The following is a 22,465-nucleotide window of genomic DNA, read 5'->3' on the forward strand; positions in this document are numbered from 1 at the left end:
AAATAGTGTTTAAACGCAAAATTGGCAGAAAACCCATTTCAATATTAATTATTTGAATAGAATCAGATTTTTCATGGGAGAGATACGTGCCAGCCAATAACACCTTACGTCAAGCCGTCTTGTTCAGCCTGTACGGCGCCGCCGCGCTCGGCTTCAGCCCCGCCGTCCACGCGCAAGCGACCACCGACACCGCCGCCGCTCCCATGCAAACGGTCACCTTGGTCGGCTCGCGCCGCGCCACCTCGTCGGCCACCGACACCGTGGTGCCGGTCGATATCATCCCGATGAACAAGGTGTCCGAACAGGGCGGCCAGTTCGACCTGGCGCAATCGCTGACCTACATCTCGCCGTCGTTCAACTCGACGCGCCAGAGCGGCGCCGACGGCGCCGACCTGGTCGACTCGGCCGCGCTGCGCGGCCTCGGCTCGGACCAGACCCTGGTGCTGGTCAACGGCAAGCGCCGCCACACCACCGCGCTGGTCAACCTGTTCGGCGCGCGCAACCGCGGCAACACCGGCTCGGACCTGAACGCCATCCCGCTGCTGGCCATCAAGGACGTGCAGGTGCTGCGCGACGGCGCCGCCGCCCAGTACGGCTCGGACGCGATCGCCGGCGTCATGGACATCGGCCTCAAGAAAAGCCTCGGCTGCGAGGCCATCGCCGGCTACAGCCAGTACTCGGCCGGCGACGGCAAGAACTACCTGGGCTCGGCCTACTGCGGCTTCGCCATCGGCAACGGCGGCGTCGTCGGCGTCACCGGCGAGTATCTCGACCGCGGGCGCTCGAACCGCGCCGAGGCCGACAACCCGCGCATCATCGGCGACACCAAGACCGAGAACCAGACCATTTATGTCAACGGCGAACTGCCGACCACCGGCAACGGCAAGCTGTACTTCACGGCCGGCGCGCAAAAGCGCGACGGCTCGTCGGCCGCGTTCGCGCGCGGCGGCGTCGGCTCGGACGACATCCCGAGCCGCAACTCGGCCGCCATGTACCCGAACGGCTTCGTGCCGTTCATCGACGCCCGCATCGACGACCGCTACGCCACCGTCGGCCACCGCATCAAGCTCGGCGAGTGGAACACCGACTTGTCGCAGACCTACGGCTACAACAAGATGATGTACAACATCAACAACACGATCAACGCCTCGATCGCCAACCAGGACTTGCTCGCCGGCGGCGCCGGCAGGAGCCCCAGCGCCTTCGACGCCGGCGGCTTCTCGTTCCAGCAGCTGACCACCAACGTCGACCTGAGCCGCTACTACGACGGCGTGCTCGGCGGCGGTCTGAACGTCGCCTTCGGCGCCGAATACCGCAGCGAGGAATTCAAGATCTTCGCCGGCGAGCCGGGCTCCTACATCGACGCCGACGGCGTCGGCAACGGCGGCAACGCCGGCAGCCAGGGCTTCCCCGGCTTCCAGCCGGGCGACCGGGTCAAGGCCAAGCGCCACAGCGACGCCGCCTACCTCGACCTCGAGGCCGACCTGACGCGCGACGTCAAGGCGCAGGCGGCGCTGCGCTACGAGAAATTCAGCGACTTCGGCTCGACCGTCACCGGCAAGCTGGCCGGCTCGGTGCGCGTGGCCGACGCCGTGCTGCTGCGCGGCTCGGCCAGCACCGGCTTCCGCGCGCCGTCGCTGCAGCAAAGCTACCTGTCGACCACCTTCACCGACTTCATCGGCGGCGTGCCCAAGGAAGTGGTGCTCGCGCCCAACGGCGGCGTCGTCGCCAACGCGGCCGGCATCCCCAAGCTCAAAGAGGAAAAGTCGACCAGCTACACCTTGGGCACGACGTGGACGCCGAACCAGGCGCTGTCGGTCACGGCCGATTTGTACCGCATCAAGATCAAGGACCGCATCGTGCTGTCGGGCCGCTTCAACGCCGACAACTACCCCGACCTGGCCGACCGCCTGGCCGCGCTGGGCGTGGGCGAGGCGCAATTCTTCGTCAACTCGGTCGACACCAAGACCCAGGGGCTGGACCTGACGGCCTCGCACAAGGCCAACTTCGGCGCCAACAAGCTGACCACCTTCCTGGCGCTCAACGTCAGCAAGACCGAAGTCACCGGCATCCACGCGCCGGCCTCGCTGCGCGGCTTCGAGGACGTGCTGCTGTCGGAGAAGGAGCGCCTGTACATCGAACAGGGGGCGCCCAAGTCGAAGGTCACGCTCGGCTTCAACTACGCCACCGGCCCGCTGGAGACGGACTTCAAGATCATCCACTTCGGCCCGCAGACCCTGGGCACCTTCGACGGCACCGCCAATGGCGTGCCGAACCAGCACTACGAATCGAAGACCTCGGCCGACCTGAGCTTCACGTACGCGCTCAGCAAGAACATGAAGGTCACCGTCGGCGGCAACAACATCTTCAACGTCAAGCCGACCGCGCAGGACGCCAACCAGACCGACAACGGTTTCAAGTATGAAAGCGTGCAGTTCGGGCTGAACGGCGCCTCCTACTTCGGCCGCCTGTGGGTGCGCTTCTAATCCACGTTGATACGGCGCCTGCGGGCGCCGTTTTTCCCTGGATTTACGTTTGCTTACACTTCGCTAACGCCGTTCAACCCGATCGCGCCCTACACTAGTCTTTATTCTAGGCAACGGAGCACGCCATGCGCCACGCGATCGCCCTCATGTTATTCCTCACGCTGCTGCAAGGGGCGCTGGCCTACGCCGCGCTCGGCGGCGCGCCGTCCGACTTCGGCGGCGCGCCGGCGGTGAGCGCGCGCCGCTTCGCCGCCGGCGCCGCCGCCAGCACCGCCACCAGCGCCGCCGACGCCGTCTACACCGTCAGCCAGAGCACGCTCGACAGCGGCACCGTGGTGCGCGAATACAGCGACGCGGCCGGCAAGGTGTTCGCCGTCAGCTGGCGCGGCCCGACCTTGCCCGACCTGCGCACCCTGCTCGGCGACAAGTTCGCCGCCATGACCGGCGCGGCCGCCAAGCGCGCCCAGGCCGGCCACTCGCAGCTGGCGCTCGAGCGCGCCGACGTGGTGCTGGTGTCGACCGGCCACATGCGCTCGTTCGCCGGCCACGCCTGGATCCCGAGCGCGCTGCCGCCCGGCTTCGACACCGCCACCATCGAATAAGGGCCGCCGATGACAGCTCCGACACCCCGCGCCGCGCCGCGCGCCACCGCCGCCGGCCCGCGCCGCGCCGTCCGCCGGGCCGCCGCGCTGCTGTGCCTGGCCTTGGCCGCCTGCGGCGGTGGCGGCGGCGGGTCCTCGTCCGCCACCGCGGCCGCGAGCGCCGAATCCGCCACGCCGGTGGTCAGCATCGGCGCCACGCCGACCGCCACCACCACCGGCCAGGTGGTCACCCTGACCTGGAGCGTGAGCAACGCGCCGGCCGCCGGCTGCGCCGCCTCGGGCGCCTGGAGCGGCGCCGTCGCCGCCAGCGGCACGCGCACGGTCACCGCCGGCGCCGCCGGCACCGCCAACTACACGCTCACCTGCGGCGGCGCCAGCGGCACCGCCGCGGTGGTCGTGAGCACCCCGCCGCCGTCGCCCAGCACCAGTTTGACGTTGGCGCCGGCCAGCATCACCACCGCGCAAACGTCGGTGCTGAGCTGGTCGTCGGCCAACGCCAGCGGCTGCACCGCCAGCGGCGCCTGGAGCGGCGCCAAGGCCACCTCCGGCGCGGTGACGGTGGCCCCGTCCACCGCCGGCAGCTACACCTACAGCCTGACCTGCAGCGGCGACGGCGGCAGCGCCAGCGCCAGCGCCGCGCTGAGCGTGACGCCGGCGCTGTCGAACACCGTCCCCATCACGGTCGACAGCGGCCCGGCCGGCGTGGGCGGCGTCATCAACGTGCCCTACGTCAGCGTCACCGTGTGCCGGCCCGGCACCACGGTCTGCCAGACGGTCGACCACGTGATGCTCGACACCGGCTCGTACGGCCTGCGGCTGCTGGCCTCGGCGCTGGACGACAGCCTGGCGCTGCCGGGAATCAAGACCGCGTCCGGCGCCGACGCCGCCGAATGCGGCAAGTTCGTCAGCGGCTACACGTGGGGCGCGGTGCGCCAGGCCGACGTCAAGCTGGCCGACGAGGAGGCGGCCGGCATCTCGATCCAGGTCATCGGCGACGCCGGCGCCAACTTCGCCGCCACGCCGGCCAGCTGCAGCAGCGCCGGCAACAACCTCGGCTCGCTCGACGCGGTGGGCGCCAAGGGCATCCTCGGCGTCGGCCTGTTCAAGCACGATTGCGGCGACGCCTGCGCGCGCGCGGCCATCAGCGGCGTCTACTACGCGTGCGGTGCCGGCGCCTGCAGCGCCAGCGCCATGCCGCTGGCGGTACAGATCACCAACCCGGTGGCGTCGTTCGCGGTCAACAACAACGGCGTGCTGGTGAGCCTGCCGGCGGTGGGCACGGCCGGGCTGACGTCGGTCAGCGGCACGTTGACGTTCGGCGTCAACACGCAGGCCAACAACACGCTGGCCGGCGAAAAGCTGTTCAAGACTGACGGCAACGGCGACTTCAGCACCGCCTACCAGGGCAAGACCTACGGCGCCAGCTTCATCGACAGCGGCTCGAACGGCTACTTCTTCACCGACGCGACGATCCGCACCTGTTCGGGGGGCGACTTCTTCTGTCCGGCGGCGCCGCTGGCGCTGAGCGCCACCAACAGCGCGGCCGACGGCAGCGCCAGCGGCGCGGTCGACTTCACCATCGTCAACCTGGTGCAACTGCCATCGACGATCCGGGCCGCGCAGGTGGGCGGCACGTTGACGGGCACGGCCGGCTCGAGCAGCAGCGACGCCTTCGACTGGGGGCTACCGTTCTTCTACGGCCGCCGCGTGTTCGTGGTCATGGAGGGCAACACCGTCAACGGCAAGACCGGCCCCCTCTGGGCCTATTAAAACCGGGGGGTCAAGTCTAACATTCATACACGGGCTGATGCAGGATACGGCTGTGCTGGTGTATGAATGTTAGACTTGACCCCCGGGGTTGATGGCGCTTGTCACGGTGCCGTCATGTAGGTTGGTTAAAGTCCCCACCTTGATTTTTATATATGTCGAGGGTGCGATGAGAACGAATTCGGTGATGGTGGCGGCGTTGACGGCGGCCGGCGTGATGGGCCTGGCCGGTTGCGGCGGGGAGTCCAACCCGGCGCCGGCCATTCCGGAGGGCACCACCGTGACCCTGGCGCTGATGGAGACCACCGACATCCACGCCAACGTGATGAGCTATAACTATTACGCGCTGGCCGAGGACACCAGCCTGGGCCTGGAGCGCACGTCGACGCTGGTCGCCGCCGCGCGCGCCGAAAACCCCAACAACGTGCTGCTCGACGACGGCGACACCATCCAGGGCACCTTGCTGGGCGACCTGCAGGCGGCCACCAAGCCGATCCCGTGCGCCGAGACGATGGCCGTGCACAAGGTCATGAACGCCATGAAATACGACGGCGGCGGCTTCGGCAACCACGAGTTCAACTACGGCTTGCCGCTGCTGAGTCAGATCACCAACACCGACTTCGGCATCCCCGGCGTGGCCAAGCCGTCGGGCACCTGCGGCGGCCCCGCCTTCCCGTTGACCCTGACCAACGTCACCGGCGTGGCCAGCGGCAAGCCCATCGTCCAGCCGTACGTGCTGCTGCCGCGCACCTTCTCGGCCACGACGCCCGACGGCGGCAAGCTCGACGTCAAGATGAACATCGGCCTGCTGAGCTTTGTGCCGCCGCAAATCCTCGAGTGGGACCAGAAGAACCTGGCCGGCAAGGTCGCCGTCACCGGCGTCCAGGAGGCGGCCAAGCAATACGTGCCGGAGCTGCGCGCCAAGGGCGCCGACCTGGTCGTGGCGCTGTCGCACGGCGGCCTCGACCCGAGCCCGTACAGCCCGAAAATGGAAAACGGCAGCTACCACCTGACCAGCACCGGCATCGACGCGCTGCTGATCGGCCATTCGCACTTGATCTTCCCGAAAGGCAAGGAAGCCGGCGCCGCCGCGCTCGACGCCTCGTTCGCCGCCTTCCCGGCCGGCGCCAAGATCGACGCCGTCAACGGCTTCGTCAACGGCGTGCCGACCGTCATGGCGCAAAGCTGGGGCCGGCGCCTGGGCATCATCAAGATGACCTTGGCCTACACCGGCGGCAAGTGGGTGGTGCGCCCGGCCGCCACGACGGTCGAGTCGCGCGGCTTCAAGTACACCGACGGCGCCACCGTCGTCAAGGCCGATCCGGCGGTGGCGCCGCTGGTGGCCGCCGAGCACGCCGCGACCATCGCCTACGCCAAGCAACCGCTGGGCGTGGCCACCGACTTCGAGATGTCGGCCTACTTCGCGCTGGCCGGCGACGTCAGCGCGATCCAGCTGGTCAACCAGGCGCAGCTCGACTACGTCAAGAAATTCATCGCCGCCAGCACCGACGCCACCCTCGCCTCCTACAAGAACATTCCGGTGATCTCGTGCAGCGCGCCGTTCAAGGCGGGCCGCAACGGGCCGTCCGACTTCACCGACGTCGCGCCCGGCGCCAGCGCGGCCGCGCCGGTCGGGCTGCAGGTGCGCAACCCGGGCGACCTTTACCTGTACAGCAACAACAACCTGCAGGCGGTCAAGATCAAGGGCAGCGACCTGAAGGCGTGGCTGGAGACGGCCGCCAAGCAGTTCGCCCAGATCGACCCGGCCAAAACGGCCGAGCAGGACCTGGTGCCGAGCTACGGCACGATCTACAACTACGACGTGTTCTACGCCGAGAACAACGCCTTGACCTACCAGATCGACGTCACCAAGCCGGTGGGCGCGCGCATCGTCAACCTGAGCTACCTGGGCAAGCCGGTGGCCGACGCGGACGACTTCATCGTCGCCACCAACGATTACCGCGCCGGCGGCGGCGGCGCCGTGCCCGGCATCGACGGCAGCAAGACCATCATCAAGTCGCCGGACGCCAACCAGACCGTGGTGAGCAACTATCTGGCGGCGCGCGGCGCGGCCAGCGGCAAGGTCACGCTGGCCGACAACGGCAGCGCGCGCAGCTGGAGCTTCGTCAAGGCGGCCACCGCCGGGCCGGTGATCCTGCGCTCGGCGCCGGGCCACCTGGCGCTGGCCAGGAGCGCCGGCATCACCGCCGTCACCGCCGAGGGCGCGCTGGACGCGAGCGGCTTCGCCAAGTACACGATCGACCTGAGCAAATAGGACGGCGCCATGACATTCTCCCGCAATGGCATGGTGGCGGCGGCGCTGGCGGCGGCGTTGCTGTCGGCCTGCCAGATCCAGCGCGAGCCGCCCGATGCGGCGCAGATCGAAACGGTGGGCATGCAGGCGCTGCAGCAGGCCGACGCCGGCGCCGAGCGCAAGCTGATGGCGTGGGCCGGACAGAACAGGCCGGTGGCGCAGCGCGAGCTGGGGCTGCTGTACCAGAGCCGGCCGCGCCAGCGCGCCGAGGCGCTGCCCTGGTTCGAGCGGGCCGCGCGCGGCGGCGATGCCGAGGCCGCGTTCCGGCTGGGCGAGATGCTGCGGCTGGGCGTCCCGGCGCAACCGGCGGCGGCCGCGCCGTGGTACCAGCTGGCCGCGCAACAGCGGCACGCGCGCGCGGCGCTGGTGCTGGGCCAGCTCTACAAGAATGGCGACGGCGTCGCGCGCGACGACGGGGTGGCCGCGCGCTGGCTGACGGCCGCCAGCGAAGGCGGCAACGCGCACGCGATGTTTTTGCTGTCGTACTTCTACAGCGAGGGGCGCGGCGTGGCGCGCGACCCGGCGCGGGCGCGCGCGCTGCTGGAGGAGTCGGCCGAGCACGAGTATCCGCCGGCGCTGCAGGAACTGGCGCTGACGGTGCAGCTGGGCGACGCGCACAGCGCCCGCGACGAGCGCCGCGCCGGCTACCTGTTGAAGGAGGCGACCGAGCACCGCCACAACAACTGGAACCGTTTTTGATGGAGGTTTGATCTCGCGCATGGCCGGCGGGGGCTGCGTTGAACAACGCACAGACGCTCGGTGTTGGCGGACGTACGGTCAGCATCACGTGTCCCCCGTCCGCATTTCATTCGCCATGCAAGGAGCCGAGATGAAACAAACCACCCCATCCCAGGGCAAGATGCCCAAACCCATCCCCACCGAGACCGATCCGCAGGACGCCATCAGCCTGCTGACCGAGGGTCACGAGCAGGTCCGCTCGCTGTTCGAGCAGTACGAGGAGCTGGGCGACCGCGCCCACGCCAGCAAGCAGAAACTGGCGCTGAAAATCTGCGAGGAGTTGACCCGGCACACGACCATCGAGGAGGAGATCTTCTATCCGGCGATGCGCAGGGCGGCCAAGGGCAACGAGGACCTGGTCGACCAATCGATCGTCGAGCACGCCTCGGCCAAGGAATTGATCGCCCAGCTGATGCAAATGGACGCCGGCGACGATTTGTTCGACGCCAAGGTCAAGGTCTTGGGCGAGCAGGTGCTGCACCATGTCGAGGAGGAAGAGGAACGGATGTTCCCGAAGGCGCGCGGCGCCAAGCTGGACCTGATGGAGCTGGGCATGCAGATGGCCCGGCGCAAGGAAGAGGTTGCGTTGCCGAAGGCGTGAGCCGTCCCGTCAAACACGTAGGGCGGATTAGGCGGCACGCCGTAATCGGCCATCGATGAGCCGTCGGCGGCGCACGCATTGGCGGATTACGCTGCGCTAATCCGCCCTACGTGGTTCCGTGGTGCCGTGGTGCCGTTATGGATCCGTCGTCCGCCCCCGCCGCCCGCCGTCACATGAAATTACGGGTGTGCAGCGACGACAGGTGCCGCGCCGCGTCCGTGTCGAACCCCAGCCGCTCCAGGCGCGCCTGGCGCCCTTCGGCCATGTCGCGCATCAACTGCTGCACCTTCACATAGCCGGCCGCCACCGCCTCCACCGTCAACCCGCCGGCCGCCAGCAGGATCAGCGCGTCGAACACCTCCTCGTTCAGGCCCGACGTCGCCGACAGCGCGTCGTTGCGCGACTGCACCGCGTTGGCCAGCCGCGCGCGAAAGCCCGGATCGTCCGCCAGCCGCGCGGCCAGGTGCGTCATGCCGAAGGCCACGTGGCGCGCTTCGTCGCGCGCGGCCAGCCGGGCGATTTGCCGCGTGACCGGGTCGGGCGCGTGCTCGTGCAGGAAGTGCAGCAGGCTGACGAAGGTGCCCTCGCCCAGCACCGACAACAAAAACTCGGCCACCGAGAAGTCCGGCTCGTCGAGCAAGGTCTTGAGCGAGGCCTGGCCGCCGGCCGTCGACAGGCCCGGCTCGCGCCCCTTGAGCCGCACGCGGCGCGTGAACACGTCGATGTGGCGCGCCTCGTCGGCCACCTGGATCGCCAGCACCGCCTGCACCTCGCGGTAATGCGGATGCAGCTGGCCGAGGAAGCGCGCCGGCACCACCAGCGCGGCCACTTCGTTTTCGATCATATAGGTCAGCACCTGCACCACGGCGTCCTCGACGATGTCGGGCAGCTCGAACGGCGCGGCCCAGTCGATCGCCGTCTGCGGGTCCCACTGCGCGGCGGCGGCCTGCGCGTACAGGTCGGCGGCGCGCTCGCCCCAGACCTCGTCGCGGCGGTCGAGGCGGAAGGCGATAGCCGGCGAGCCGGCCTCCACCGTCGCGCCGCGCGCGGCCAGGCCCCAGCGGGGGTCGGCGCGTTCGGCCAGCGCGTCCGGCAAGGCCGGGTCGGCGTGGCCGGTGCGCAAGGCGCCGCGCCAGCGTCCGCCGGCGCCGGACTGGCCGGCTGCGCCGGCGGGATCGGCCCGCCGGCGCAGCGTGGCGACGTCCTCCTCCCCGCGCCGCGCGAACGCGCAGTCGTGTCCCTGCGCGCGGCACCACGCCGCCAGCTGGCCTTGCCAGTCGGGGGCGCGGCCGCGCACCAGCAATGCGTCGCCGGGCGCCAGCGCCGCCAGCGCGTGCTTGACCAGCACGTGGGCGCCGGCGTCGAAGCCGAGTTGCTCAATATCGATAGTCGCTTGCAATGATGTTCCCCGCCTGGTCGTAGAAATGCTCATCGTCGGTGGCGCGGATCAGCGCGTCGTAGCCGCTGGTGCGGCCCGGCAGCCATTGCCGCAAACCCTCCATCTCCAGCAGCGGCCGCACGTCGGCGTCGTCCCAGCGCATCGCCAGCAGCAGCTCGGTGAAGCGGGCGATGGGCTCGGCCGGCGCGCCCGGGCTGACGGTGAAGTTGCAGTGGTCGTAAGGGCCGGTGCGCGCCAGGATGCGGGTGGCGCCGGCGGCCAGCAAGCCTTCGCGCGAAAACGCCATGTGGTTGCCGTCGATCATCCAGGCGGCGTCGATCTCGCCGGCCACCAGCGCCTGTGCGGCGTCGCGCTCGCCGCCGATGTGGTCGCCGTGCTTGCCGCCCAGCACGTCGAAGTGGCGCGCCATGAAATCGCGCCCGGCCAGCAGGCCGTGGTGGCGCAGGTGGTCGAGCGGGATCAGGCGCGCCTGCGGCGAATCGATGGCGCCGAAGCCGATCGTCTTGCCGGCCAGCCAGGCCAGCTCGGTCACCGGCGAATCGGCGCGCGTGACCAGCACCGACGTCAGGTCGCGGTCGGTGTCGCGCATGGCCACCGTGTCCAGGGCCAAGCCGCGGGCGGCGGCCATGCGCTCGGCGCGCACCCAGGCCAGCGGCGAGTTCCACGCCAGCGCGATGGTGCCGTCGAACTGCGCCTCGACCTGGCGCTCGTAGTTGGAATAGAGGATGTAGTCGAACGCCAGGCCGTGGCGGCGGAAGTATTCCTTGAAGCCTTCCCAGATCGTCACGACCTTGGGCGCGTAGGCGACCGCGCCCATCATCAGTGCTGCTGTTGTCATGTGTGTCCCTTGTTGATTGGCTGGTTAGCCGAAAACCGGCATGCCGCACACGGCCTTGCCGATGAAGTCGTACAGCACGTCCGAGGTCGGCGCCATCACCGACGCCGCGCGGGCGTCGCGGAAATAGCGCTCGATGCCCAGGTCCTTGCGGAAGGCGGCGCCGCCGCACACCCGCATGGCCGTGTCGGTCACCTCCAGCGCCGCCTCGGCGGCGGCGGCCTTGACCTGCATCACGCGCAGCATGGCGTCGGCGCGGCCGCCCGCCAGCGCGGCGACGGTGTCGTCGCGCAGGGTGCGCGCCATGTCGGCCTGGATGCGGGCGCGCGCCAGGTAGGCGCGGATGGTCGGCAGGTCGGCCAGCGCGCTGTCGAGGTGTTCGAGCTTGCTGGCGGTGACGTGGCCGCAGGCGGCCTCCAGCGCCGCGTCCATCAGGCCCAGCGAGCACGACGCGCTCAACGTGGCGAACACCGGCAACACCTTGCCGACCATGATGTCGAAGCCGCCGCCGTCGGTGCCCAGCAGCGCCTCGGCGGCCACCCGCACGCCCGTGGCCGTCAGCGGCGACGAGCGGTTGCCGCGCAGGCCCAGGCCGTCGAAGAACTTGGCCTCGCCGAGGCCGGCGGCGTCGCGCCCGACCAGCCACAGGCTGCTGGCGCCGGCGCCGTCGGCCGGGCCGGTGGACCACACGTAGGAATCGGCCTCGGCGGCCGAGGTGACCATGGTCTTGCTGCCGTCGATGACGACCTCGCCGCCGTCGCGGCGCGCGCTGCCCATCGGCGCCCAGAAGTGGCTGCGCGAGCCGCTGTCGGACCAGGCCAGGGTGCCCAGGTGGCGGCCGGCGGCGATCTCGCGGCGCGTGGCCTCGGCGCCGAACTCCTCGATGACGACGGTGGCGCAATAATGCATGCACACCACCATGGCCGTCGACGGGCAGGCGCGGGCGATGCGCTCGACCACCCGGGCCGCCTCGGCCAGCCCTTTGCCGGCGCCGCCGACGGCCTCGGCGCTGATCAGGCCGAGCAGGCCGGCCTGGCCCAGCGCGGCGATGGCCGCGCGCGGGAAGGCGGCGTCGCGGTCGGTGGCCTGCGCGGCCGGGGCGATGGTGGAGAGCACGATGGACTCGAGTGTTTGCAGATATGGCATGACATCCCTTTACAACGACAATACGATGGGGACGCGGCCGGCGGGCGGCAAACAGACAGGCGGATGACGGCCGCCGCGGCCGGGGGGCGGCTGCGGCAAGACGCGGCGTACCTCGCATGTTCGGCCGACCCGCACGATGGCGGCGCTTGGAAACGGTACTGCCGCCGGATCGCGGGCAAGCCAGCCTCGCGGGGCATGGGGATGCGCGGCCGTCGGACCCGCCCGCTCCTGCAGGAGACGGGATCGGCGTTACGGCGGACCGGCTTGCGACAATCGTGACGGCGCGGCAAGTGTAGCACTCCGGGGTCAGGTCCACCATTTCTACACGGCCTAGGCGGTAGAACGGCTGACGGACGATTTATCCGTCCTGACAGTTCAGCTCGTGTAGAAATGGTGGACCTGACCCTGGAGTTGCTGGCGTTGCTACGGTTGCGCTTGTGTAGAATTGGTGGACCTGACCCCGGAGTTGCCGTCGGCCAGCGCGGCCATCTCGCGCCGCATGTTGTCGATGGCGCGCTCGTTGTAGGTGTCGGAGAAGTAGGCGTCGCCGAACAGTTGCCCGGCCTCGGCCTTGCGGCACAGGTGCGCCAGCGCGCCGCCGCGGTCTTGCCGGTATTTGACGTCCGCCAGGTGGCTGTATTCGCGCCGGATGCCGCGCGCGTAATTCTGATACACCTCGTCGTCCTGGCCGAGGATGGCCAGGTCGACGCTGAGCATGACGTCCTTGAGCCGGTGCGTGATCGCGGCCTCCTGGAAGTGGTCGGTGGCCCGTATCAGTTGCGCGGCGTCGTCCATTTGCTGCGCCAGGTGGCTGCCCAGCCACAACTGCGCGCTGGCCTCTTCGTTGGTCAATTCGTCGGCGCCGCCGCGGCGCCCGTAGTCGGCGTCGTGGAACCAGAACGCTTGCTTGACGATGTCGACGTCGAGCGGGTCCGGCTGCGTGTTGGCGGCCCAGGCGCGGATCTCGCACAGCCCGTGCACCAGGTGGTCGAGGTTGTGGTAGTGGCGCGCGGCGCCGCCGTACGCGCCGGCCCCGGTCAGCCGCACGAACCATTGGTCGGCGTGGGCGATGGCCGGGGCGTCGGCGTGCGCGTAGTCCCACAAGGTTTCCCATTCCTTGCGCAGCCAGCTGAGCACCCAGGCGTGGTAGGCCGGCCCCGGCACGAATTTCTTCATGATCCAGTTCCAGCCGATCGGCCCCTCGAGCGCCTTGACAAAGCTCGAGCTGACCGACCCCAGGTCGCGCGGCGGCATGACGAAGATGGTCTTGGCGCCCTGCAGCACGTCGACGTTGGTTTGCTGGATCAGGTTTTCATAGTCGAAGTCGGCGGTGGTGCGGATGCCGCGGATGAGGCAGTCGGCGCCGTGCTTCTTGGCCGCGCGCGCCGTGTAGTCGCCCTTGACGATGACCACCTGCACGTTGTCCCAGCCCTGCTCGGCGCAGCTGAGCGCGATGATGCTCTTGCGCTCCTCGGCCGTGAACTTGGGCTTCTTGGCGGTGTTCTCCGACAGGAACACCACCACCTCGTCCGCGATGGAGCGGGCCTCGTTGATCACCCACATGTGGCCGTTGGTGATCGGGTCCAGGGTGCCCGAAAAGCCGATCTTCTTCATACTCGCTCCGCCGCCAATGTCAAACTGGCATTTTAGACCGGAGTGGCGCTTGCAGTCTCGGGAAAATCGACTTTCACTTGCAAGCCGCCCAGGCGCGCGGAGCGGTCCAGGGTCAACGTGGCGCCGTGCGCCTCGGCGATCGACTTGATGATGGCCAGTCCCAGGCCGCTGCCGCCGGCCGGACTGCCGGGCACGCGGTAGAAGCGGCTGAAGACGCGCTCGCGCTCCTCCGGCGGGATGCCGGGGCCGGAATCCTCGATGGCCAGCACCACGCGTCCGGGCCCGCCCTTGGCGCCGGCGATGCGGCGCAGGTCGATGTCGACCGTGCCGCCGGCCGGCGTGTACTTGATGGCGTTGTCGACCAGGTTGCGCAGCAGGATGATCAGCGCGTCCGGCTGGCCGGCGACGCTGGCCTGGTCGGCGTGGTGCAGGCCGAGGTCGATCTGGCGCGCCTGCGCCAGCCCGGCCAGGTCGCCCAAGGTGCGCTTGACCAGCTCGGACAGGTCGAGCGGCGCCAGCTTGCCGTCGGCGGCGCCCTCCTGGCGCGCCAGCACCAGCAGTTGCTCGACCAGCCGGGTGGCGCGCTCGATGCCGGCCGTGACGCGGCCGATGGCCACCGCGCGCGCGGCCTCGTCCTGCGCCCGCTCCAGGCTCAGCACCTGCAGCTTGAGCGCGGCCAGCGGCGAGCGCAGCTCGTGGGCGGCGTCGGCGACGAAATGTTGCTGGGCCTCGAAGGCGGTGCGCACGCGGCCGAACAGCAGGTTCAATTCGTGCACCAGCGGCAGCACCTCGTCGGGCAGGTCGTTCTCCGACACCGGCGACAGGTCGTCGGCCTGGCGCGCGGCCACTTGCCGCTTGACGCGCGAGACCGGCGCCAGCGAGCCGCTGACCACCCACCACACCACCAGCATCAGGATAGGCGCCATGACGGCGATCGGGCCGACGGTGCGCAGCGCCAGGGTGCCGGCCATGCGCTGGCGCACCGCCATGTCCTGCGCGACCTGCACCGTCTGGTTGCTGGTCTGCACCGAGAAGATGCGGTAGGTGGTGTTGTTGGCCTTGACGTTGGAAAAGCCGAGCACGGCGCGCTGGGGCAGCGCCGCGCGCGACAGCGAGCGGAACACCTGGGCGCCGTCGGGGGTCCACACCTGCACCACCAGGTCGTCGTTCTCGGGGTCGGCGGCCGAGTCGGCGGCCTTGTTGGTCAAGGTCGCGCTCGAGCGCAGCGACATGGCCATTTGCTGCATGTGGTAGTCGAAGATCTGGTCGGCGTCGCTGAGCGCGCTGCGGTAGGCGATCAGCGCCTGGGCGATGGCCGCCATCGTGATGGCCGCCAGCAGGAACCACAGCAGGCGCCCGCGCAGCGAGTGCGTGACGACCGGCACCCGCGGCAGCTTGACCTTCACTTTCATAGCTTGGGCACCATGTAGCCGAGGCCGCGCACGTTCTGGATCAGTTCGGCGCCGAGCTTCTTGCGCAGGCCGTGGATGTAGACTTCGACGGCGTTGCTGTTGACCTCGTCCTTCCAGCTGTACAACTTCTCTTCAAGCTGATGCCGCGACAGCACGATGCCGGGACGGGCGATCAGCGCCTCGAGCACGGCCCATTCGCGCGCCGACAGGTTGACCTGCTTGCCGTCGGCGATCACTTCGCGGGTTTGCGGATTGACCGAGACGTTGCCGTGCTCGAACACCGGCTCGGCGCGGCCGGCCGAGCGCCGCAGCAAGGCGCGGATGCGCGCCAGCAGCTCGTCGAGGTCGTAGGGTTTGAGCACGTAGTCGTCGGCGCCGGCATCGAGGCCGGCGATGCGCTGCTCCTTGGCGTCGCGCGCCGTGGCCACCAGCACCGGCGTCAGCTCCTTGCGCGCGCGCATCGAGCGCAGCACCTCGAGGCCGTCCTTGCGCGGCAGGCCCAGGTCGAGCAGCACCAGGTCGTAGGTCTGGGTCTGCAGCGCGGTGTCGGCCATGGCGCCGTCCTTGACCCAGTCCACCGCGTAGTGCTCGGCCCGCAGCAGGTCGAGCACCACCTCGCCGATCATCGTGTCGTCTTCCACCAGCAGAAGTCGCATATTGTGTTCCTTTCTTTTTGTTGTCGCGTTTCCGCCGGTCGGATGGTACGGCCTGGCTTAGCCCAGACGCACCGGGATGAAGATTCTCTCATCTCCGCGCTGGATCAGCAACGCCACCGACTTGCCGGACTTGCCGACCACCTGGCGCACCTGGTCGACGCTGTTGACCGCCAGCCCGTTGACCGACAGCAGCACGTCGCCCGGCTGGATGCCGGCGTTGGCCGCCGCGCCGGCCGCGTCCTCGATCACCAGGCCGCCGGGGATGCCGGACTGGCGCTTTTCCATCTGGTCGAGCGGACGCAGCGACAAGCCCAGCCGGAGCTTGGCCGCGCCCTGGTCGCCGCGCTCGGCGTCGACGGCGGCGACCTTGTCGCTGGCGTTGCCCAGGGTGGCGTTGAGCGACACCAGTTTGCCGTTGCGCCACACCTCCATGGCGATCCTAGAGCCCGGCTCGGCCAGGCCGACCATGGCCGGCAGGTCGATCGAGCTGACGATCTTCTGGCCGTTGACCGAGCGCACCACGTCGCCCGGACGCAGGCCGGCCTTGTCGCCCGGACCGCCGCGCTCGACGTTGGCCACCAGCGCGCCCTCGGGCGTGGCCAGGTTGAACGAATCGGCGAAGCTCTGGTCGATCTCCTGCACCGTCACGCCCAGCTTGGCGTGTTCGACCTTGCCCTTGGAGACGATCTGGTCCTTGATCTTGGTGGCGACGTCGATCGGGATCGCGAACGACAAGCCCTGGTAGCCGCCGGTCTGGCTGTAGATCTGCGAGTTGATGCCGACCACCTCGCCGCGGGTGTTGAACAGCGGCCCGCCCGAGTTGCCGGGGTTGACGGCGACGTCGGTCTGGATGAACGGCACGTACGAGTCGTCCGGCAGCGAGCGGCCCTTGGCGCTGACGACGCCGGCGGTGACGGTGTTGTCGAGGCCGTACGGCGAGCCGATGGCCAGCACCCACTCGCCCACCTTCAGGTTGTCGGTCTTGGCCAGCGGCACCACCGGCAGGTTCTTGGCGTCGATCTTGAGCACGGCGACGTCGGTCTTCGGATCGGAGCCGAGCACCTTGGCGCGGAATTCGCGGCGGTCGGTCAGCTTCACGGTCACCTCGCGGGCGTCGCGCACCACGTGGGCGTTGGTCAGGATGATGCCGTCGGCGCTGATGATGAAGCCCGAGCCGAGGCCGTGGGTCGGCATCTCGCGCTGGCCGCGCGGCTGCTGCTGGCCCTGGAAGCGGCGGAAGAATTCGAGGAACGGGTCGTCGCCGAAGGCGTCGCTGCGGCCCATGCCCTGCGGGCCGTTGCCGTCGTACGCGGTCTTGACGCTGCCGGTGACGTTGATGTTGACCACGGCCGGGCCGTTGTGGGCGGCCACCACGCTGAAGTCGGGCAGCGAGATCGGCGGCGCCGGCACCGCCGCGGGCGCGGGCTGGCTGGCGGCGGGGGCGCTGGCGGCGGCCACCGGGGCGCTGGCCGTGGCGTTGTTTTGGTGGACGACAACGGCACCTCCCGCGCCGATCGCGGCCAGCACGGCCACGGCGGCGACTGCGCGCTTGGCGGTCTTCGATCCGGAAGAAGTAGTTTGGGACATATGCACTCCTGATTGAATGAGGTTTTTGTAGATGTATTCAATATGAGGCAAAAAACTTAGATGCCACTTAACATGTGTTGCGGATACAAATGCTTACGTTTTTGGTGATTTTTGCAATTTTTTCCGGGGCCGGTGGCGGCGCTTTGGCGGATTACGCTGCGCTAATCCGCCCTACGTGGAACCGTGGTTTGCTTGGGTTTGTGGTGCTGCCCGCCGGCGGCGTGGACGTGCAACTGGCCGGATTACCGGCCAGTTGGTCCTACTCATGTGCCACCGAAGGCGCACACCCTACATCAGGATCACGCCGCTTGGCGCTGCTCCAGGGCGGCGACGTTGTCGCTGCCATCGATCACGATTTTACGTGGCTTCAGGGCTTCCGGCACTTCGCGCACCAGTTCGATGGTGAGCATGCCGTTGTCGAAGGACGCGCCGGTCACTTTGACGTGGTTGGCCAGCTGGAAGCGCTGCTCGAAGTCGCGCGCGGCGATGCCGCGGTGCAGATAGGTGCGCTCGGTGGCGTCCTTCTGCTTGCGGCCGACGACCTGCAGCGAATCGCGTTCGAAGGTGATGTCGATTTCCGACCGGCTGAAGCCGGCCAGCGCCATCACGATCCGGTACTTGTCTTCGGAGACGAGCTCGATGTTGTAAGGCGGGTAGCTTGGTGCGGAATCTCCCCGCTGGGCATCGTTCAGCAGTTGTGCCAGACGATCAAAACCGATAGCGGAACGATACAGAGGAGTCAGGTCAAAAGTACGCATGATAAATATCCTTTTCAAGTTAAGCGATATGGAATCGTGGCCCCCAATCTGGGCAACCACTGAGTCCGATATAGGTCGCTTTTGGCGGCTTTCAAGGCCTTGAAAAACGCCTTCAACATCCCCAGCGGCACACTTTTTTTGAACATTTTTGGATTTTTTTGCGGCGCCGTCGCCAGCTTCATCAATTGCCCCCGTGCTAAACTCTTTCTCTTGTCCAACCTTCGTACGCCGCCTCATGCCCCTTACCCGCGCCGCAATTGCCATCCTGTTGGCCACCGCCTTCAGCGCCCAGGCAGAAACGATCTCCGAGCAGCCCTACCCGGGCACCATCGTGCTCAAAGTCGACGCCAGCAACTTCGCCCAGCAAATCTTCCGCGTGCGCCAGACCATCCCGGCCAAGCCCGGCAAGCTGACCTTGCTCTATCCGCAATGGGTGGTGGCCAACCACGGCCCCAGCGGCGCGCTCAACCAGTTCGCCGGCCTCAAGGCCAGCGCCAACGGCAAGCCGCTCGAGTGGAAGCGCGATCCGCTCAACGTCTGGGCCTTCGCCATCGACGTGCCGGCCGACGCCGGCGCGGTGGAGGTGGAATTCCAGTACCTGTCGCCGATCGAGGCCAACCAGGGCCGCACCACCTTCACCGCCGACATCCTGGGCGTGCAGTGGCAATCGCTGGCGCTGTACCCGGCCGGCTACCGCAGCCGCGACATCACCGTGCAGCCGAACCTGACCGTGCCGCCCGGCTGGCAGTTCGGCAGCGCGCTGGAGACGGCCGCGCGCGTCGGCGACGAGATCGCCTTCAAGCCGCTCGACCTGGAAACGCTGCTCGATTCGCCGCTGTTCGCCGGCCGCTATTTCCGCCGCATCGACCTCGATCCGGGCGCCAGGGTGCCGGTGCACCTGAACGTGGTGGCCGACAGCGCCGAGCAACTGGCGGCGACGCCGGAACAGATCGCGCCGCACCGCGCGCTGGTCCAGCAAGCCTACAAGCTGTTCGATTCGAAACACTACCGGCACTACGACTTCCTGTTCGCCATCAGCGACGAATTCGGCGGCATCGGCCGCGAGCACCACGAGTCGAGCGAGAACGGCGTCAAGACCGGCTACTTCACCGAGTGGGCCAAGTACGAGGCGCGGCGCGAGTTGCTGGCGCACGAGTTCGCCCATTCGTGGAACGGCAAGTTCCGCCGCCCGGCCGGCCAGGACGTGCCCAACTTCAACACGCCGCTCGACAATTCGCTGCTGTGGGTGTACGAGGGCCAGACCCAGTACTGGGGCGCGGTGCTGGCCGCGCGCGCCGGCCTGATCTCGGCCGAGCACACGCGCGACCTGCTGGCGGCCTCGGCCGCGCGGCTGGACCACGTCAAGGGCCGCGAGTGGCGCGCGGTGCAGGATACCACCTACGATCCGATCGTCAACGCGCGCCGCCCGCAGGTGTGGAACAACTGGCAGCGCGGCGAGGATTATTACCAGGAAGGCCAACTGATCTGGCTCGACGCCGACACCAAGATCCGCGAGCTGTCCGGCGGCAAGCGCTCGCTCGACGATTTCGCGCGCGCCTTCTTCGGCGTCGACGACGGCGTCCATGTCGCCAAGCACTACACGTTCGACGACGTGGTGGCGGCGTTGAACGCGGTGCAGCCGTACGACTGGGCGCCGTTCCTGCGCAGCCGCGTCGACGGCCACGGCCCCGGCGCGCCGCTCGACGGCCTGGCGCGTTCGGGCTGGAAACTGGTCTACACCGACCAGCAAACGCCGTTCCTCAAGGCCCAGGAGGAGCAGGGCAAATCGGCCAACTTCCAGTATTCGCTGGGCTTTTCGGTCGGCGCCGAGGGCAAGCTCGAGGCGTTCCAGTGGGAAGGCGTCGGCTTCAAGGCCGGCATGTCGGGCGGCTCGACCTTGCTCGCCGTCAACGGCCGCGCCTACAAGCCGGAGCTGCTGCGCGCGGCCGTCAGCGACGCCAAGGAGGGCACGGCGCCGATCCAGCTGCTGGTCAAGAAGGGCGCGCTGTACCAGACCTACGCGCTCGACTACCACGGCGGCCTGAAGTACCCGCGCCTGGAACGGGTCAAGGGCGCGCCGGACCGGCTCGAGGCGATCCTGCGGCCGCTGAAGTAAGCGCGACGCCAGCCGGTGGCGGCGGCGTGTTTTTCCGCCGCCATCCCGGTTATACTGGGGCATCCCCTGCCTCCGATGGATGCCATGCCCGACACGATCGACAGCACCGACCCCGGCGGCGCCGCGCCGGCCGCCGTCTCCCCGGCCGAACTCGAACGGCTGCGCGCGTCCGACCGCGTGTTCCGCGCCCTGCTCGACCACGCGCCGATATTGATCTCCACCAAGGATTTGCAAGGCACCTTGCTGATGGCCAGCCGCCACTTCGAGATCCTCGACGGCTACGACCCGGCCAAGTTCATCGGCGCCAACGTGTTCGACCTGTTCCCGCCCGAGATCGCCGAGCAGCTGTGGCGCAACGACCGCAAGGCGGCGCTGGAAAAACGCGCGGTGCACGAGGAGGAAAGCGTCTACCACCGCGACAAGACCTTGCACACCTATACGACGGTGAAATTCCCGCTGTTCGACGACCACGGCGAGGTCTACGGCACCTGCGCCGTCTCGACCGACATCACCGAGGCCAAGGCGGCGCGCTACGACAGCGTGACCGACGAGTTGACCGGCCTGAAGAACCGGCGCTACTTCAACATCCGCTTCACCGAGGAACAAAAGCGCGCGCACCGCGACCGCCGCATGCTGACCCTGCTGCTGATCGACGTCGACCGCTTCAAGCAATACAACGACACCTACGGCCACCCGCAGGGCGACCAGGTGCTCAAGGCGGTGGCCGACACGATGCGCCGCTCGCTGAACCGGCCGGGCGACCTGTGCTTCCGCATCGGCGGCGACGAGTTCGCCTGCCTGTTCGCCAGCGGCGGGCCCGACGAGAGCGCCGCGCTGGCCGAGCAGATCCGCGCCGGCGTGGCCGCGCGCATGATCGTGCACGAGGGCAACCCGCCGTCGGGCCACGTGACGTTGTCGCTGGGGCTGGCGTTCATCGACCCCGACTCCACGCTCGGCCAGGGCGCCATCTACGAGCTGGCCGACCAGGCGCTGTACCGGGCCAAGCACAAGGGGCGCAACACCGTCTCGCGCTGACCCCGGACGGCGCGCGCGGGCGGTTTCGGACGGTTTTGGTGTATGCTGGCGATATGAACAAAGACACCGACATCCAACTGAGCGGGCCCTTCAAGGCCACCGACGGCGCCGGCCGCGCCCACGACGCCAAGGCGATCCGCATCTTCGACGAGGGCTACGGCGCGATCGACGTCTACGTCGACTTCGCCGCCCCGATCAGCGGCTTGCACAAGGACAAATCGCTGATCGACGCCGTCGTCGCGCAGCTGCGCACGGTCGGCTACAAGGGCCCGGCGCTGACGGCCGGCGACCCGGTGCTGCAGGAGAGCAAGTTGCTGGTGCTCGAATCGCCCGACGAATTCAACACCTTCGCCGCCGGCAAGGGCTGGAAAGACCTGGCCGAGGAATTCGGCGACGAGTGATCTGTTAAACACCCCCGGCGCCTTGGGCGGTACGCCAGCCACGGCGTTTTGGGGTCGTACCCCACGGGGTACGACCCCGCCCGGCCGTGCGGGTTTGCCGGCCGCTCAACCCAGGTAGCGCCGGCTCCACACGGCGATCAGGTCGGCCACGTAGACGGCGTCCTCGCGCCGGGTCAGCAGGTGGTCGGCGCTGTCGAGCGAAACGAAGCTTTTCGGATGCTTGGCGGCCGTGAAGATGTCGACGGCGTTGCCGATCGGCACCGTGTCGTCGCCCGGCGCGTGCATCACCAGCAACGCGCGCCGCAGCGCCGCGATCTTCCCTTTTAAATTGTGCTCGGCGGCGTCCTCGATGAATTGCCGCTTGATGCGGAACGGCCGCCCGGCCAGTTGCACCTGGGCCTCGCCGTCGCGCGCGATGCGCTCCAGGTGCTCGCCGAACAGGCCCGTCACATGGGACGGATCGCTGGGCGCGGCGACGGTGACGACGGCGGCCACCTCCGGCATGCGCCCGGCGGCGGCCAGCACGGCCGCGCCGCCGAGGCTGTGGCCGATCAGCAGGCGCGGCGCCGCGTGGTGGGCGCGCAGGAAATCGGCGGCGGCCACCAGGTCGGCCAAGTTGGACGAGAAATTGGTGTTGGCGAACTCGCCCTCGCTCGCGCCCAGGCCGGTGAAATCGAAGCGCAGCACGGCGATGCCGTGGCCGGTGAGCGCCTGGGCGATGCGACTGGCGGCGAACACGTCCTTGCCACACGTGAAGCAGTGGGCGAACAAGGCGTAGGCGTGGACGTCGCCGTCGGGCGCGTCGAGGCGCGCGGCCAGCATGGCGCCGTCGGCGCCGGGGAATTCCTGTCGTTGTGATCGCATATAAGTTCCTTCGGTTGGCAGTGCCAAGAATACCCGAAACCCTGCGCAATATCTGAAACGCCATGGAACACCACTGCAACACAAGGGCGGATTAGCGCAGCGTAATCCGCCAATGCATGCGTTTCGACGACGCA

19 protein-coding genes are annotated in these 22,465 nt (G+C 68.6%); 9 read left to right on the top strand and 10 right to left on the bottom strand.

From position 1 onward, the window contains the following. Positions 1-86: 86 nt before the first annotated feature. The 6 genes from JOD97_RS11525 to JOD97_RS11550 all read left to right on the top strand — a co-directional run bounded on the left by JOD97_RS11525 (position 87) and on the right by JOD97_RS11550 (position 8,508). On the top strand, positions 87-2,486 hold the full coding sequence (locus JOD97_RS11525) for a TonB-dependent receptor domain-containing protein (protein WP_209716764.1): 2,400 nt from the start codon (positions 87-89) through the stop codon (positions 2,484-2,486). Between the two features lie 125 nt (positions 2,487-2,611). Continuing rightward, positions 2,612-3,088 (top strand): DUF2844 domain-containing protein, encoded by a 477-nt coding sequence (locus tag JOD97_RS11530; RefSeq protein WP_209716766.1) that lies wholly within the window; start codon positions 2,612-2,614, stop codon positions 3,086-3,088. Positions 3,089-3,097: 9 nt separating this feature from the next. Beyond that, positions 3,098-4,858 carry a DUF3443 domain-containing protein gene (locus JOD97_RS11535; RefSeq protein ID WP_209716768.1) on the top strand — a complete coding sequence of 587 codons (1,761 nt, stop codon included), beginning with the start codon at positions 3,098-3,100 and terminating at the stop codon, positions 4,856-4,858. A 166-nt stretch (positions 4,859-5,024) separates the two neighbouring features. After that, a complete protein-coding gene (locus JOD97_RS11540) occupies positions 5,025-7,130 on the top strand; it encodes a bifunctional 2',3'-cyclic-nucleotide 2'-phosphodiesterase/3'-nucleotidase (protein WP_209716770.1) in 2,106 nt (701 codons plus the stop codon). A 9-nt stretch (positions 7,131-7,139) separates the two neighbouring features. Further along, a complete protein-coding gene (locus JOD97_RS11545) occupies positions 7,140-7,868 on the top strand; it encodes a tetratricopeptide repeat protein (RefSeq protein ID WP_229264283.1) in 729 nt (242 codons plus the stop codon). A gap of 130 nt (positions 7,869-7,998) precedes the next feature. Continuing rightward, complete coding sequence (locus JOD97_RS11550; RefSeq protein ID WP_209716772.1) at positions 7,999-8,508, top strand: hemerythrin domain-containing protein; 510 nt, start codon at positions 7,999-8,001, stop codon at positions 8,506-8,508. Positions 8,509-8,677: 169 nt separating this feature from the next. Here the strand turns inward: JOD97_RS11550 and JOD97_RS11555 are convergent, their stop codons facing one another. The 9 genes from JOD97_RS11555 to JOD97_RS11595 all read right to left on the bottom strand — a co-directional run bounded on the left by JOD97_RS11555 (position 8,678) and on the right by JOD97_RS11595 (position 18,097). Then, positions 8,678-9,907 carry a ferritin-like domain-containing protein gene (locus JOD97_RS11555; protein ID WP_209716774.1) on the bottom strand — a complete coding sequence of 410 codons (1,230 nt, stop codon included), beginning with the start codon at positions 9,905-9,907 and terminating at the stop codon, positions 8,678-8,680. Then, positions 9,885-10,745 carry a phosphate/phosphite/phosphonate ABC transporter substrate-binding protein gene (locus JOD97_RS11560; RefSeq protein WP_209716776.1) on the bottom strand — a complete coding sequence of 287 codons (861 nt, stop codon included), beginning with the start codon at positions 10,743-10,745 and terminating at the stop codon, positions 9,885-9,887. The genes JOD97_RS11555 and JOD97_RS11560 overlap by 23 nt, the downstream gene beginning before the upstream one ends. 24 nt (positions 10,746-10,769) lie before the next feature. Then, positions 10,770-11,888, bottom strand: a complete 1,119-nt coding sequence (locus JOD97_RS11565) for an acyl-CoA dehydrogenase family protein (RefSeq protein WP_209716779.1) — start codon at positions 11,886-11,888, stop codon at positions 10,770-10,772. Between the two features lie 423 nt (positions 11,889-12,311). Next, the gene (gene coaD, locus JOD97_RS11570) at positions 12,312-13,502 is read right to left on the bottom strand and encodes a pantetheine-phosphate adenylyltransferase (protein WP_209716782.1); all 1,191 of its coding nucleotides are present in this window, start codon (positions 13,500-13,502) and stop codon (positions 12,312-12,314) included. 32 nt (positions 13,503-13,534) lie between these two features. Next, positions 13,535-14,914: an ATP-binding protein gene (locus JOD97_RS11575; protein WP_209716786.1), complete on the bottom strand. Its 1,380-nt coding sequence runs from the start codon at positions 14,912-14,914 to the stop codon at positions 13,535-13,537. After that, positions 14,911-15,570: a response regulator transcription factor gene (locus JOD97_RS11580; RefSeq protein ID WP_209716789.1), complete on the bottom strand. Its 660-nt coding sequence runs from the start codon at positions 15,568-15,570 to the stop codon at positions 14,911-14,913. Before JOD97_RS11580 ends, JOD97_RS11575 begins: the two co-directional genes overlap by 4 nt. A gap of 57 nt (positions 15,571-15,627) precedes the next feature. Next, entirely contained in the window at positions 15,628-17,157 is a 1,530-nt protein-coding gene (locus JOD97_RS11585) for a DegQ family serine endoprotease (protein WP_209716792.1), read from the bottom strand. A gap of 299 nt (positions 17,158-17,456) precedes the next feature. Then, on the bottom strand, positions 17,457-17,915 hold the full coding sequence (locus JOD97_RS11590) for an Hsp20 family protein (protein WP_209716795.1): 459 nt from the start codon (positions 17,913-17,915) through the stop codon (positions 17,457-17,459). A gap of 14 nt (positions 17,916-17,929) precedes the next feature. Beyond that, a complete protein-coding gene (locus JOD97_RS11595; protein WP_209716798.1) occupies positions 17,930-18,097 on the bottom strand; it encodes a hypothetical protein in 168 nt (55 codons plus the stop codon). A 53-nt stretch (positions 18,098-18,150) separates the two neighbouring features. Here JOD97_RS11595 and JOD97_RS11600 point away from each other — a divergent pair, with 53 nt between their 5' ends. The 3 genes from JOD97_RS11600 (at position 18,151) to JOD97_RS11610 (ending at position 21,467) form a co-directional block, all read left to right on the top strand. Beyond that, positions 18,151-20,031, top strand: a complete 1,881-nt coding sequence (locus JOD97_RS11600) for a M61 family metallopeptidase (RefSeq protein WP_209716801.1) — start codon at positions 18,151-18,153, stop codon at positions 20,029-20,031. 84 nt (positions 20,032-20,115) lie between these two features. Then, positions 20,116-21,066, top strand: coding sequence for a sensor domain-containing diguanylate cyclase (locus JOD97_RS11605; RefSeq protein ID WP_209716805.1), 951 nt, complete (start codon positions 20,116-20,118; stop codon positions 21,064-21,066). Positions 21,067-21,119: 53 nt separating this feature from the next. Then, a complete protein-coding gene (locus tag JOD97_RS11610) occupies positions 21,120-21,467 on the top strand; it encodes a hypothetical protein (RefSeq protein ID WP_209716807.1) in 348 nt (115 codons plus the stop codon). Between the two features lie 105 nt (positions 21,468-21,572). Here the strand turns inward: JOD97_RS11610 and JOD97_RS11615 are convergent, their stop codons facing one another. Beyond that, positions 21,573-22,331, bottom strand: coding sequence for a S9 family peptidase (locus tag JOD97_RS11615; RefSeq protein WP_209716810.1), 759 nt, complete (start codon positions 22,329-22,331; stop codon positions 21,573-21,575). Positions 22,332-22,465 lie beyond the last annotated feature (134 nt).

It is taken from the genome of Duganella sp. 1411, from assembly GCF_017833525.1.
Lineage (GTDB): Bacteria > Pseudomonadota > Gammaproteobacteria > Burkholderiales > Burkholderiaceae_D > Rugamonas.

What these genes read in the sequence shown, in the direction of transcription:
- JOD97_RS11530 (WP_209716766.1), top strand. Translation starts at nt 2,612, where the DNA reads ATGCGCCACGCGATCGCCCTCATGTTATTCCTCACGCTGCTGCAAGGG.
- JOD97_RS11535 (WP_209716768.1), top strand. Translation starts at nt 3,098, where the DNA reads ATGACAGCTCCGACACCCCGCGCCGCGCCGCGCGCCACCGCCGCCGGC.
- JOD97_RS11540 (WP_209716770.1), top strand. Translation starts at nt 5,025, where the DNA reads ATGAGAACGAATTCGGTGATGGTGGCGGCGTTGACGGCGGCCGGCGTG.
- JOD97_RS11545 (WP_229264283.1), top strand. Translation starts at nt 7,140, where the DNA reads ATGACATTCTCCCGCAATGGCATGGTGGCGGCGGCGCTGGCGGCGGCG.
- JOD97_RS11550 (WP_209716772.1), top strand. Translation starts at nt 7,999, where the DNA reads ATGAAACAAACCACCCCATCCCAGGGCAAGATGCCCAAACCCATCCCC.
- JOD97_RS11560 (WP_209716776.1), bottom strand. Translation starts at nt 10,745, where the DNA reads ATGACAACAGCAGCACTGATGATGGGCGCGGTCGCCTACGCGCCCAAG.
- JOD97_RS11565 (WP_209716779.1), bottom strand. Translation starts at nt 11,888, where the DNA reads ATGCCATATCTGCAAACACTCGAGTCCATCGTGCTCTCCACCATCGCC.
- coaD (WP_209716782.1), bottom strand. Translation starts at nt 13,502, where the DNA reads ATGAAGAAGATCGGCTTTTCGGGCACCCTGGACCCGATCACCAACGGC.
- JOD97_RS11575 (WP_209716786.1), bottom strand. Translation starts at nt 14,914, where the DNA reads ATGAAAGTGAAGGTCAAGCTGCCGCGGGTGCCGGTCGTCACGCACTCG.
- JOD97_RS11580 (WP_209716789.1), bottom strand. Translation starts at nt 15,570, where the DNA reads ATGCGACTTCTGCTGGTGGAAGACGACACGATGATCGGCGAGGTGGTG.
- JOD97_RS11585 (WP_209716792.1), bottom strand. Translation starts at nt 17,157, where the DNA reads ATGTCCCAAACTACTTCTTCCGGATCGAAGACCGCCAAGCGCGCAGTC.
- JOD97_RS11590 (WP_209716795.1), bottom strand. Translation starts at nt 17,915, where the DNA reads ATGCGTACTTTTGACCTGACTCCTCTGTATCGTTCCGCTATCGGTTTT.
- JOD97_RS11595 (WP_209716798.1), bottom strand. Translation starts at nt 18,097, where the DNA reads ATGAAGCTGGCGACGGCGCCGCAAAAAAATCCAAAAATGTTCAAAAAA.
- JOD97_RS11600 (WP_209716801.1), top strand. Translation starts at nt 18,151, where the DNA reads ATGCCCCTTACCCGCGCCGCAATTGCCATCCTGTTGGCCACCGCCTTC.
- JOD97_RS11605 (WP_209716805.1), top strand. Translation starts at nt 20,116, where the DNA reads ATGCCCGACACGATCGACAGCACCGACCCCGGCGGCGCCGCGCCGGCC.
- JOD97_RS11610 (WP_209716807.1), top strand. Translation starts at nt 21,120, where the DNA reads ATGAACAAAGACACCGACATCCAACTGAGCGGGCCCTTCAAGGCCACC.
- JOD97_RS11615 (WP_209716810.1), bottom strand. Translation starts at nt 22,331, where the DNA reads ATGCGATCACAACGACAGGAATTCCCCGGCGCCGACGGCGCCATGCTG.